The organism is Flagellimonas sp. ABD4_174 (assembly GCF_056160185.1).
The window spans coordinates 1-12,540 of record NZ_JBSWWP010000003.1; the positions used below are offsets into that span (position 1 = coordinate 1).

Sequence of the window (12,540 nt, forward strand, 5' to 3'; positions counted from 1 at the left end):
CTCTATTTCCGGTATTTGTTTTTTAAGGATATCGGCATCTTCGATCTTATATCGGATTCTACGGCCACGCTCAAAACCCTTATAGGGTTCGGAGGTCGATTGGCCCCAAACGAACAAGCTGTTCGATGCTGTTCCGGCAAACAATTTATTGAAACCATTGCTCATACCATTGGCCGACCCCAACAATAGCACCAAGATGATCATCGCGAAAATTACGCCGAGCATGGTGAGGAAGGTCCTGAACATATTTTTGCTCAGTGTATGAAAAATTTCTATCCACAAGTCCCTATCAAATAACCACATAACTATTTATCACTTAGTGCAACAATGGGTTTAACATTTGCAGCTTTCATGGCGGGCAGCAAACCTGCCAATACTCCTGCGATTATCAAAATAATGGTGGCGGTAACCACGGTAGAAAGCTCTACGGATGGATTACTAAAGGCCGGTGTTTCTATCATGGGGCCCAAGGCTGCCAAAATCATCCAAGCGAACAACAGCCCTACAAAGCCGGAAATTGCGGTGATAAAAACGGACTCCAACAACACCAAGTTCACAATTTGACGTGGCCTTGCCCCAAGGGCTTTGCGCACACCTATCTCTTTGGTTCGTTCTTTGATGGTAAACACCATAATATTACCGATACCTACGATACCTGCGATCAAAATTAAAAATCCGACCCCAATACCGATCCCTTTTAAAACTGCGGTAAAACTGCTGATATCATCAAAAGCTTGGGCATAGTTCCAAACATATAGACCTGCTTGGTCCTCTGGATCTATTTTATGCCGTCGCTTCATTAAATCCTCTAGCCTACCTGAAAACTCGAGTGCTTTGGACAAATCGTATGTTGGATTATAGGTAAGGGCGATCATGTTAATATGGTTCGTATTTCCATAGATCCGTTGATATGTACTCACCGGGGCATAGATTCTCCTTTCGGCATTATCGTCACCATCATCAGTAAAAATTCCGATTACCCGAAACGGCAAACCGTTGAATTCCACAAACTTTCCCAATGGATCTTCTTTATCAAAAAGGTCTTCGGCAACTTTTCGTCCGATTACGGCAACCTTGGCCTTATTGACCACGTCTGCCTCATTAATGTATCTACCGGCAACAATTACGGTTTTTTCTATGGCTTGGTGATCCGGGTGGGTAGCCTGCACCGAATATGAGCCTGTTTCGCTTTTATATCTTGCCGTGGTATTGGAAAAATATCTTGCACTGATGTATTCTATGTCCTTTGGAAAGCTTTGCTTTATGTATTCCAGGTCGTCATTTTTTAACTGGATACGTCTTCCGGCCTCGAACCCGCCGTATGCTTTAGAAGTTGTTCCGGGGCGCACAAATATTGAGTTGGTGGCATCATCATTGAACTGGCCCACAAACCCATTCTGCATACCGTTAACCGAAGCCAAGAGCATAACCAAGATAAATATGGCCCACCCTACCGAAAAACCGGTTAAAAAGGTTCTAAGCTTATTGGTTTTTAGCGTATTGAATATTTCCTGCCAAATATCGCGATCAAACATATTGCTCCGCTCTTACTTGTTCTATTTTCTTGTCCTCTACAATAACACCATCTTTAAGGTGTACAATACGTTTGCACATATGTGCAATATCCTCCTCGTGGGTAACGACCAGAATGGTATTTCCATCATCGTTGATCTTTTGGATAAGATCCATTACCTCATAAGAAGTTTTACTGTCCAAGGCTCCGGTCGGCTCATCTGCCAATAGTACCTTTGGTTCGGCAGCCATGGCACGTGCAATGGCCACTCTTTGTTTTTGTCCACCGGAAAGTTCGCTGGGCAAGTGTCCCGCCCATGGCTTTAGACCTACTCGTTCCAAATATTTCATGGCCTTTTCCTGACGTTCTTTTCTCGGAACTTTTTGGTAGTATAGTGGAAGAGCTACATTCTCTACGGCACTTTTATAATTGATCAAGTTGAACGACTGAAAGATAAATCCTAAAAATTTGTTCCGGTATTGCGCCGCTTTGGTCTCGCTCAGGTTTTTGATCGGCACACCATCCAAGGTATACTCACCGGAATCAGCACCGTCCAACATTCCTAAAATGTTCAACAAAGTTGATTTTCCAGATCCTGAAGACCCCATAATGGCCACTAGCTCCCCTTCTTCTACTTTAAAGTTTATCCCTTTTAAAACATGAAGGGAGTTGCTCCCCATTTTATAGGATTTATGAAGATCTTTGATTTCTATCATGATTGGTGATGTTAGCTATCTTACTTTTACCTCTGTATGTAAGACAGAAATGTTGTTAAATTGTTACAGGATTTTTTACTTTTTTTTGATTTAGCCCGTCCATGCCCTTTATTCTTCTGCCAATGCGTTCCAAACTTTTACCTTATCGGCAGCTGTTACCCCTGACTTAACCTCTACAAAAATGCCATCGCTCACACCAAGTTCCACATCCTTCCTTTCAAATTGTTGGTCGGCGGTTTCTACCTCCACAAATGGTTTTTTAGTGTCTCCATCAAACTGTACCAAGGCTTCTTTTAGCGCCAATACACTATCGGCCTTGGCCAAAATAATGGAAGCGTTGGCACTTAGGCCGGCCCTTATAAATACTGTGTCATTTTTTTTAAGGGTTCCTTTGATCTCAAACTGAATTGCACCATTTTCCTCCTTGCCCTTAGGGGCAATATAATCCAAAACAGCATCAAAAACCTTGTTCTCTATTGCTCCCACAGTGATTTCCAATGGTAGGTTCTCTTTAATTTTCCCGACTTCGGATTCGTCCACTTTTCCTTCAAATATCATTTTATCCACATCGGCGATTGCTGCGATTGTGGTCCCCTCGTTAAAGGTATTGCTTTCGATCACTTGATTACCGACCTCTACGGGAACCTCCAGGACCATTCCGCTTACCGTGGCCCGGATCATGGTATTTGCCGAACTGCTTAGACCGCTCGTGGTTCCTGTTTTAACTATATCGAACCTTTTATTGGCAGCCGCATAGGCTTGTTTGGCCTGATCGTAGGAAACCTGTGCTCTTTCGAGATCTGTTTTAGAAATTACGCCTTTGCCAAATAAGGTGGACTGACGCTCGTAATTTCGTTTTTGATCATCCAGATTGATCTTGGCTTCATCTATTCCGTTTCGGGCATCGTTCAAGGCAGAGAGATTGGGTACTACCTTAATTTTGGCCAAAAGATCTCCGGATTTTACATAATCGCCGCCCTCAACATATATTTCCTCTATTACTCCGGAAATATTCGGTTTGATCAACACTTCTTCCAAAGGAAGAATGCTGCCAGTGGCCACTGCTTTTTTTACAATGGTCTGTGTGGAAGGGGTTTCTGTCTGATATACTACCGGGTCCTCGGCATTTTTCTGGTATAGGTAATACATGGAGCCACCGAATACAATTACGATGAGCAACAAGATGACAATGGTTACCGATTTTTTCATTTTAATTTATGTTATTGATTGATTCTTTTAACTTTTTATTCCGTTCGCAAGGCTTCTATGGGCCTTACCCGTATGGCACTCTGAGCTGGAATGAAACCTGCCAAAAGCCCTGAGACCATTAATATGGTCAACGCTCCGCTTACCACGCCCACACTTACGCTGGGACTCATAAACATATCCACGGGACCTACATTATCCAACAGGGAATTGATTCCAAAAATGACCAGTGAACCAAAAATTATTCCTACCATTCCCGAAATAAGGGTCAGAAATATGGATTCCATCAAAATTTGCTTTTTTATGGACCATGGCTGTTCGCCCAAAGCCCTGCGTATCCCAATTTCCTTGGTGCGTTCTTTGACCACGATCAGCATAATATTGCTCACCCCGATTATTCCGGACAACAACACCATAATTCCGACGATGTAGGCAACAGCCTTTAATGCTCCGAACAAGCTCTCCACACGATTATATTGCTCGTACAAATCAAAATAGCCCACAGCACGGGTATCTTCGGGGTGTACTTTATGGCGTTTCTTCATCTCAGCTACAATTTTGTCCTTAAGTTGAGAAATGGAACTACCATCGTTTGCCGTAATGGCCATCCAACCCACATTCTCTCCACGATTAAATGCTTGGGAAAAGGAGGTAAAGGGTACAAATATTTCTTTTTGGCCTTCTTCGCCCCCTCCACTATTATTTTTTTTATAAGTGCCTATCACCATAAAATTGACCCCTTGTATTTTAATATAGGTACCAATCGCATCTTCATCTTTATCATACAGATCGTTTTTTACACCCTGCCCTATAATGGCCACCTTTCTTTTTTCGTTGATGTCGTTGTAATTTAAAAAGCGTCCGGAGGTTACGGCCATTGGGTCTTGATTGATGATTTCTGGATAATCGCCATAAACATTATAGGCTCCTGTTCGGATTCCTCGGACCACATTATTGTTGCCCCCAAAACCGCCCAATTGGTTTCTGGGAGAAATAAACCTAAGGTCGGGAACATTGTCCCGAATGGCCTGAACATCATCAATTTTAAATTCAAATCTTCGACCTTTTGGGAGTCCTTCATAACCTTTGGTCGTGGCACGTGTCCACATAAACATGGTGTTCGTGGCAATGTTCCCAAAATCCTGTTTTATGCCATTTTCCAGGCCTTTGCCCGCAGCCAACAGCACTATAAGGATAAATATGCCCCAACATACACCAAATGCCGTGAATATGGTGCGCCACACATTAGTGGTGAGCACCTCGATAATTTCCCGCCATCTATCTTTATTGAACATTTTGGCAATGTGTATTATTCATCTCTAAGAGATTCGATTACTTTAACTTTTGCTGCTCTGTAGGCCGGAATAAACCCAGCCAAAGTACCGGCGACTATCAGTACGATCACTGTGGAAAAGGCCACGTTGAAGTTTACGGATGGATTCAAAATGTAATCCACTTCTATATTTGGTCCAACTATTTCCAATAGTGCCATACTAAAAATAAGCCCTCCAAATCCTGAAATTGCGGTTACAAATATGGCTTCGTGCAAGATCATAGCGATTATGGACCATGGTTTGGCCCCCAATGCTTTTCTAATTCCAATTTCCCGGGTTCGCTCTTTTACAACAATCATCATGATATTGCTTACACCGACTACTCCTGCGATTATGGTACATACGCCCACAAACCAAAAGAACAGTTTAATATTATTGGTAAGCCCATAATATCGTTTGGCCTCTTCCATAGCACTCCATACCTCTAAGGCGCCAGTATCGTCCGGAGCAATGGTATGGGATTGTTGCAGATAGGCACTAAGTCCGTTTTTGAAATCAATCGCTTGGGCCACTGCCTCATCAAAATTCTCGACAGCGGGCAAGGTAAATGCCATGTTGTTTACCCGATTGCCTCCATTAAAAGTTCTTTGAGCTGTTGTTATGGGGATATAGATACGTTCTTCTTCTCGATCTTCCATTTCCCTGTACACCCCGATCACTTTAAAAGGTATACCGGAGATATCGATAAACTCACCTATTGGGGTATCTACCGCTCCAAAAACATCTGTTTTGATTTTTTTGCCGATGATGGCTACTTTGCCGTTGGAAACTTCGTCTTGGTAATTAATGAACCGCCCTTCTACCATATCCGCATTTTCTATAAACTGAAAATCCGACGCCACTCCCTGGACACCATAGATCAATGCTTCTTTACCGTAGTTGACACTTACCCCGCGCACAAAAATTCGTGAGGACCCATACTCCAGCTCATCCTTGAACATGGCGCTCGCCCGTGTATAATTTTCATTAACAAGTTGAATTCGTCTTCCGGGATTTAGACCCTTGTACTCTTTGGAGGTAACACCGGGCCACACCCAAACACTGGTAGAGGCATCCTCTTTGAACTCGTGTTCGATACCGTTCCTCATACCTTGGCCAAAACCCAATAATATTACCAAAATAAAAATACCGGAGGCTACGGAAAGTCCGGTTAAAAATGTGCGAAGTTTGTTCTTTCGTATGGTGTCAAATATCTCTTGCCACCTTTCCAAGTCGAACATGGGTCAGCTATTTTTGATTGATGAGTTACCTATGGTACATCAATAAGACAATCAAAAAGGCCAATTGTTACAGTTTCAAGTAAAAAAAGCGTGCGCACGAGGGATCAACTCCTCATTTTTCTATAGATAAAATAAAAGAGACTTGCCACCAAAATATAGGGAACCGCCATAAGGTAAACAATACCATTATTGATCGCTTCGGCCGTTTTTCCATCCGATTCGCTTTCCACTACGGCCCTGCACATAGCACATTGCGCCTCTGTAACGGTTGGAAAAACGATCATAACCAGGAGTAAGACAAGTAGTTTGGTTTTCATGGAAATATTAATAAGGATAGTAGGGTGAAATCATAACATAGACCAAAACACCGGTTATAGCCACGTACAGCCAAATGGGAAATGTATATTTTGCCCATTGTCTGTGGCTTTCAAAATCATCCAGATACACTTTTGAATAGGTGATCAATACCAATGGGATAACCGATATAGAAAGAACTATATGGGTCATCAGAATAAAATAGTACACAAACTTGATTGGGCCCTCGCCTCCAAATATGGTTGTCTCCGATGTCATATGATATGCCACATACATCACCAAAAATAAGGCGGACAGTACAATATTTATCATCATTAATCTGCGGTGAATCAATTGGCGTCCATTCTTTATGGCAATTATGGCAGCTATCAACAAAATCGCCGTTAGGCCATTTATACTTGCATAAATCGGGGGCAAAAAAGATAAGGGTTTTGCATTGGGTATCTTATATCCGAACAACAAAGCTACCACCAAGGGTATTGCAATTGATACTATGGTAATTAATCTATTGTAACGTTTTTCTTTTAATGAAAAGTCCTCGGTCATTCTTTCAATAGTGTTTTTATGTCCTCTTTTAGTATGGTGATCTGTTGGGTTTCCCCGTCTGAATTTTCACCTTGTTTCTCGGTAATGGTACCGCGATAGTAAATCAACGGATTGCCAAATTGGTCCTTACGCGATCTAATATACCCATTTTTGTCCACCAAGGCGAACATGCCGGAATGCTCGAACCCTCCGGGCGCTGCTTCGTCTTCATTGGCGAAGATATAAAAGCCCTCTTGCGCCAATTGATAGATTTTTTCCTGATCGCCCGTCATTAAATGCCAATCTTCATCGGTAACTCCATATTTTTCGGCATATTCCGTTAACACGGAAGGTGTATCGTATCTTGGGTTAATGGTAAAAGATGCTATACCAAAGTCCCCACTTTCGGAAAAAGTATTCTGGATTGCCACCAAATTCTTGGTCATTACAGGGCAAATTGTGGGACAAGTGGTAAAGAAGAAGTCGACTACATAGACTTTTCCCAAAAAGTCCTTATTGGTTACCAACACGCTATCCTGATTATAAAAAGAAAATGCGGGCACTTTCCGTTTTTCGCCCTGGTTCTCTATAAACCCTACTTCGGCCTTTCCGAGCCTGGCACTCATGCGATCGTTCTCCACAATAGTGTCACCTTTTACCCGCTTGGTAATTTCGTAAACGGCGAATATTCCAAAGACCAGAATAATTGCAGATACCCAAATATAGGTATGCTTCTTTTTTTTATTTGCTCCTGTCGGCATTGTTCTTTTTTAAGGCCAAACGGTATTCTGCCAAAATAATCTTGACATCGTCCACCATTTTATTGTTCAATTCTGCTACGGACGAGGTATCGAAACCGTATTTTATTCCTTCATCCTCATCGTCGGTCCTTCCCCGAAGCATTAAATCCTTATCTATTATAAACACGTTGGGGGTAAATAGGTCGGCATCCAATGTAACATTGCTCTGCAAGGTTTGGAAAAGTGTTTTAATCTCGTCATCCGTCCCATAGGCAAAATGCCATTTATCGATGTCGGAAAGTTTACCCAATTCATCTTTTAAGGCTTCAACTTGATCTTGGTTTCCTTCGGGAACCACCATTACCATCTGAAAGTCGTTAAACTCCCCAAATCTTTTGTAGATTTTTTGATTGAGGTTAAATGCATTTCCTTGCTTAGCGCTGATATTATGGCCCAAAAATCCCAATATGGTGATTTTGCCCTTTAATTTTACAGAGGAATCGAATGCTGTGACATCGGACACATTTTCGCTGAGTATAGGCAAACGCCCAAAGTTATTTACTCCCGATGCAAAAAATAAATAGACCACGACCGGGAGTATAAAAAGAACGGCTAAAACAATTTTCTTCTTCATAGTGTTACATCATTGCAAAAATAAAAAAAGACGGTTGGAAAACCGTCTTTTTAAATTGTTAAAAACAATGGTGTTGTATTAGAAGTTCCAAGTAATGAACCCGTCTTTATAAACACTGTATATATAATTCGCTTCGAAAAGCAGAATAAAAATCAAATAACAGATCAAGAATACGGGGGTCCATACAATAACCCTTCTTAACGATGTTTTTTCGTCCCTTAGGTGCATAAAGTCCCATGCAATGTAATAGGCCTTTACCAAGGTTAGGATTATAAATATCCAGTTGATCAACTTCATGCCCAAAAAGAAGCTATGGGTCAATGATCTTGGTTTGATGATACCCAATACAACCTCGATGGTCGTAACTATTGTTAGGAAGATAAGCACTCCCCAAATTTTTTGGGTATTCGACTTAAATTTTAAAAGTCCTCTAAATATCTCAAGTTTATGTTCGTGTGCCATGTATGCTGAATGTTTTTATACCAAATAAAAGAAAGTAAATACGAATACCCATACCAAATCCACAAAGTGCCAGTAAAGACCAACTTTTTCTACCATTTCGTAATGTCCTCTTCGCTGATAGGTACCCAAGATTACATTAAAGAAAATGATTATGTTGATCACGACCCCGGAGAATACGTGGAATCCGTGAAATCCTGTAATAAAGAAAAAGAAATCGGCAAACAACCTGTGACCATATTCGTTATGTACAAGATTGGCCCCTTCCACCACTTGGTTGGCCTCTAGTATTTTGGCAAGGGATTGCTTTCTATCCAAAAGTGTTTTTTCGCCTTCCTCGGTCAATTGTTCGGTTCTGATCAGGATATTCGGTGTGGCCTTAAACCCTTCCACTACCTCGTTCAAGGAGTAAGAAGTTTTATAGCCTTCACCTTGGAACCAGATACCTTCACTTGGTTCGTGTTTTACTCTTTCTTCCGGCAAGGTCTTGGCAAAATCTGCCAAAGCGGCCCTTTCCCCCGTCTCGGCATCAACAAACTGAAGGATCCTGCCCGAATTGGTTTCCAAAGCACCAAAATCCCCTTTTATAAAGGTTGCCCATTCCCAAGCTTGTGACCCAACAAATATTGCACCACCTATAATGGTAAGGAACATGTAAAGGATCACGCTTTTTTGTTTCATTTTATGACCTGCGTCCACGGCCAAAACCATGGTCACGGAAGACATGATCAAAATAAAAGTCATAAAGGCCACATAATACATGGGGTAATTTCCATGAAAAAATGGCACGTGGGTAAACACCTCATCTGCAATAGGCCATAACTCTATGAACTTAAACCTTGAAAATCCGTAGGCTACCAAAAACCCGGAAAAGGTCAAGGCATCCGACATGATAAAGAACCACATCATCATTTTTCCATAGCTAGCGCCGAGTGGTTTGTTGCCACCTCCCCAAACGCTGTCTTCTGTACCGGTACTTACCGTTGCATCCATATAAAAGGTCGTTTTATTAAAACTTTCACAAATTTACATTTTTTGATGTATTGAAAAAGATAAACTTGAATGAAAACTGCTCCAATCAAAATTTATTTTACGAAATACATAAATAGAATTAGATATACCCAGATAAAATCCAAAAAATGCCAAAATGAAGCGCCCAATTCCATTCCCAACATATTATCCGGGGCATATTTTTTTCTTAACTGCTGAACCAATACCACTAAAAGGGTTATCAGTCCGGCCACAACATGTGCAATGTGCACAGCGGCCAACAAAAATACGTAGGACATTTTTATATTGCTAGTGGGCCCTGTAAAATAATAGCCACTCTCCAGCATTTGGGAAAATCCATAAAACTGAAGGGATATAAAAGTTATTCCAAGGGCCAAAGTCAACACCAAGAAAATGGTTCCATTTTTTTGGTTGTTCTTGGCTACAGCCTTTTTTGCCAAGACATAGGTAATACTGCTCAAGACAATAATAGCCGTACTTATAAAAAAGGCACTGGGCAAATCCAGGTCGCTCACCCAATCTTCTCGTTTGCTGCTCACGATGTAGGCACTGGTCCAACCGGCAAATCCCATGATCAAACTCACTATACCAAACCAGAGCATCATTTTCTTTGCTCTCCTGTTCTTTTCCTTTGCTGTTCCTTGGGTTAAATCCATCTTAGCTAATAAACTTATCTATTACGTATACAATTTGAATCAATGAAATATAGGTTACACTGGCCAACATCAATCTACGTGCTGAGGGGTTATCCCTATTTTCGTAGAGTTTGAATGCAAAAAATAGCATGACCAACCCTGACAACAGTACAATGGCTGCTGCCGGAATTGAAAGTTGCAACCTTCCGGTAAAACCGAATACAGGTATGATCGATATCACTATCATCCAAATGGTGTACAGTATTATCTGCAATGCAGTACCTTTATCTTTATGGCCGGTGGGCAGCATTTTAAATCCTGCTTGTTTGTAATCCTCGTCCAACATCCAGCCCAATGCCCAAAAGTGGGGAAATTGCCAAAAAAACTGGATCATGAACAAAGTTCCGGGTTCAATACCAAATTCGTCCGTTGCCGCGACCCAACCCAACATAAAGGGAATGGCTCCGGGAAAGGCGCCAACAAAGACCGATAGTGGTGACTTGGTTTTCAACGGCGTGTAGACACTGGTGTACAAAAAAATGGAAATTGCCCCGAACATAGCTGTTTTTGGACTTAGTGCAAACAGGGACAATACACCCAAAACCGTTAATACAATAGCAATGATCAATGCTGTTTTTACCGACATTCGCCCGGACGGGATAGGTCTGTTCCTGGTCCGTTTCATCAAAGCATCCAAATCCTTTTCTATGATTTGATTGTATGCATTAGACGCACCTACCATGCAATAACCACCAAACATGAGCAGCAAAACGGAGACCAAATTGATTTGATAGGCTCCCAAAAAGTATCCAGCAATGGAGGAGAAAACCACACTGACAGCCAATTTGGCCTTGGTAATCTCCTTAAAATCTGAAAATAGTAAGGAAAGGGAATTATTTTTTACGGAACCTACGGCAGATTTCATCCACATCTATATTGGCTCGCAAAGATAACGCCAGTGCATATCTTTTGCAACCAAAGCTAAAGTTTTATGATTCTTTGGGTCAATTGCATCAAAAAAGCCCGAATGAAAATTCACTCGGGCTTTTTCCATTCCTGCCTCGACAGGAATTTTATGTGCTTTTACTGAAGCTTAAACGTAATTGGAATACTAAAAGGAACCTTTACGGGTCTTCCTCTCTGCTTTCCAGGAGTCATTTTAGGTAGTTTTTGAATGATTCGCAATGCTTCTGCCTCCAAATTCTTATCTGGTCCACGCATTCTAATATTTCCGATGCTTCCATCTTTTTGGATAACGAAAATTACACTTACCCTACCTTGAACACCCATTTCTTGGGCAATTTCAGGGTAACGGAAGTTTTTACGAATATGCTTCTGCATCATTTCTTGAAAACATGCTTTTTTATCGCTTGCTCCTTCACAACCTGGAAATACAGGTACATCCTCAATCACCGCAAAGGGAACCGATATATCTTCTTCTACTTCCTCTACTTCAACCTCTTCGATTTCCACTACCTCTTCTTCTTGACTGGTTTCGGTAGATTCGATTACGGTCTCTTCCACTTCTTCTTCATCCTCTACAACCTCGATTACCTCGGGGGCAGCTGGTGGCGGTGGCGGTGGTGGAGTTTTAATCTGCTCGGTCATCGGTACTTCTTCGTCCAACTGATCTTCAACATTCATAGAAATGTCGTAATTGTTGGCCTTGTCATATTTTTTCCACTCCATGGCTCCGTAGACTAAAGCCAAAACAGCTGCCAATCCTATAACAAAGTATAGTGCGCTGTTCCTTGCCACGTCCGCTTTCGGGTTCTTTTTTGGTTCCATCCTTTTTCTCCTTTTCTTAATTTAGTGTTTGCTAATTTAATTATTAATTGGTTAAATAAACAATTAAAATTTCCATTTTAACGGGTTTTTCTTAGAAAAAACCCACCGAATTAGTCCTATACCTGCAAATGCGCCCAGTGTATTTGCCAAAACGTCGCCAAATTCGGCCATACGATCGGTCGTAACGGCATATTGCAAGGCTTCCATTAAAATTCCATAAGCTATGGCAGTTACAAGAACAATATTGATGGTCCTGCTTATACCAAAGCTTCCTTTGGTTCTTTCCCGCAAACTTAAACAACCCACAAAACCAAAGACCATATAAAATATAAAATGGGTGATTTTATCGGCATATGGAACATTTAGGCGTCCGGCATCCAACTCCATATTCGAGAAAGAAAATAAGCTGAGCATTGTAATAAACATTGCCCAGCTTATAAATAA

At 41.4% G+C, this 12,540-nt stretch carries 16 protein-coding genes; all 16 read right to left on the reverse strand.

Features of this window, described 5'->3' with window-relative positions; translation table 11 throughout:
- A partial coding sequence (locus ACXAFK_RS14430) for an ABC transporter permease (RefSeq protein WP_474958228.1) occupies window positions 1-246 on the reverse strand: 246 nt, incomplete at its 3' end.
- 59 nt (window positions 247-305) lie between these two features.
- Window positions 306-1,535, reverse strand: a complete 1,230-nt coding sequence (locus ACXAFK_RS14435; RefSeq protein ID WP_224835429.1) for an ABC transporter permease — start codon at window positions 1,533-1,535, stop codon at window positions 306-308.
- A complete protein-coding gene (locus ACXAFK_RS14440; RefSeq protein WP_224835430.1) occupies window positions 1,528-2,229 on the reverse strand; it encodes an ABC transporter ATP-binding protein in 702 nt (233 codons plus the stop codon). Before ACXAFK_RS14440 ends, ACXAFK_RS14435 begins: the two co-directional genes overlap by 8 nt.
- A 108-nt stretch (window positions 2,230-2,337) precedes the next feature.
- Window positions 2,338-3,438, reverse strand: a complete 1,101-nt coding sequence (locus ACXAFK_RS14445; protein ID WP_474958229.1) for an efflux RND transporter periplasmic adaptor subunit — start codon at window positions 3,436-3,438, stop codon at window positions 2,338-2,340.
- 35 nt (window positions 3,439-3,473) lie between these two features.
- A complete protein-coding gene (locus ACXAFK_RS14450) occupies window positions 3,474-4,730 on the reverse strand; it encodes an ABC transporter permease (RefSeq protein ID WP_474958230.1) in 1,257 nt (418 codons plus the stop codon).
- Window positions 4,731-4,744: 14 nt separating this feature from the next.
- The gene (locus tag ACXAFK_RS14455) at window positions 4,745-5,989 is read right to left on the reverse strand and encodes an ABC transporter permease (RefSeq protein ID WP_224835433.1); all 1,245 of its coding nucleotides are present in this window, start codon (window positions 5,987-5,989) and stop codon (window positions 4,745-4,747) included.
- Window positions 5,990-6,093: 104 nt separating this feature from the next.
- Window positions 6,094-6,306, reverse strand: a complete 213-nt coding sequence (locus ACXAFK_RS14460; protein ID WP_224835434.1) for a hypothetical protein — start codon at window positions 6,304-6,306, stop codon at window positions 6,094-6,096.
- A gap of 7 nt (window positions 6,307-6,313) precedes the next feature.
- Complete coding sequence (locus tag ACXAFK_RS14465) at window positions 6,314-6,850, reverse strand: DUF420 domain-containing protein (RefSeq protein ID WP_224835435.1); 537 nt, start codon at window positions 6,848-6,850, stop codon at window positions 6,314-6,316.
- A complete protein-coding gene (locus ACXAFK_RS14470; protein WP_474958231.1) occupies window positions 6,847-7,590 on the reverse strand; it encodes an SCO family protein in 744 nt (247 codons plus the stop codon). The genes ACXAFK_RS14465 and ACXAFK_RS14470 overlap by 4 nt, the downstream gene beginning before the upstream one ends.
- Complete coding sequence (locus tag ACXAFK_RS14475; protein ID WP_474958232.1) at window positions 7,571-8,203, reverse strand: hypothetical protein; 633 nt, start codon at window positions 8,201-8,203, stop codon at window positions 7,571-7,573. The genes ACXAFK_RS14470 and ACXAFK_RS14475 overlap by 20 nt, the downstream gene beginning before the upstream one ends.
- Before the next feature lie 78 nt (window positions 8,204-8,281).
- Complete coding sequence (locus ACXAFK_RS14480; protein WP_474958233.1) at window positions 8,282-8,665, reverse strand: cytochrome C oxidase subunit IV family protein; 384 nt, start codon at window positions 8,663-8,665, stop codon at window positions 8,282-8,284.
- Between the two features lie 15 nt (window positions 8,666-8,680).
- Window positions 8,681-9,655 carry a cytochrome c oxidase subunit 3 gene (locus tag ACXAFK_RS14485; protein ID WP_252078994.1) on the reverse strand — a complete coding sequence of 325 codons (975 nt, stop codon included), beginning with the start codon at window positions 9,653-9,655 and terminating at the stop codon, window positions 8,681-8,683.
- A 92-nt stretch (window positions 9,656-9,747) separates the two neighbouring features.
- A complete protein-coding gene (locus ACXAFK_RS14490; protein ID WP_369884947.1) occupies window positions 9,748-10,329 on the reverse strand; it encodes a cytochrome c oxidase subunit 3 in 582 nt (193 codons plus the stop codon).
- A 1-nt stretch (window position 10,330) separates the two neighbouring features.
- Window positions 10,331-11,233 carry a heme o synthase gene (gene cyoE / locus ACXAFK_RS14495; RefSeq protein ID WP_474958234.1) on the reverse strand — a complete coding sequence of 301 codons (903 nt, stop codon included), beginning with the start codon at window positions 11,231-11,233 and terminating at the stop codon, window positions 10,331-10,333.
- A 158-nt stretch (window positions 11,234-11,391) separates the two neighbouring features.
- Entirely contained in the window at window positions 11,392-12,096 is a 705-nt protein-coding gene (locus ACXAFK_RS14500) for an energy transducer TonB (protein WP_369884945.1), read from the reverse strand.
- Window positions 12,097-12,159: 63 nt separating this feature from the next.
- Window positions 12,160-12,510 carry a VanZ family protein gene (locus ACXAFK_RS14505; protein WP_474958235.1) on the reverse strand — a complete coding sequence of 117 codons (351 nt, stop codon included), beginning with the start codon at window positions 12,508-12,510 and terminating at the stop codon, window positions 12,160-12,162.
- Window positions 12,511-12,540 lie beyond the last annotated feature (30 nt).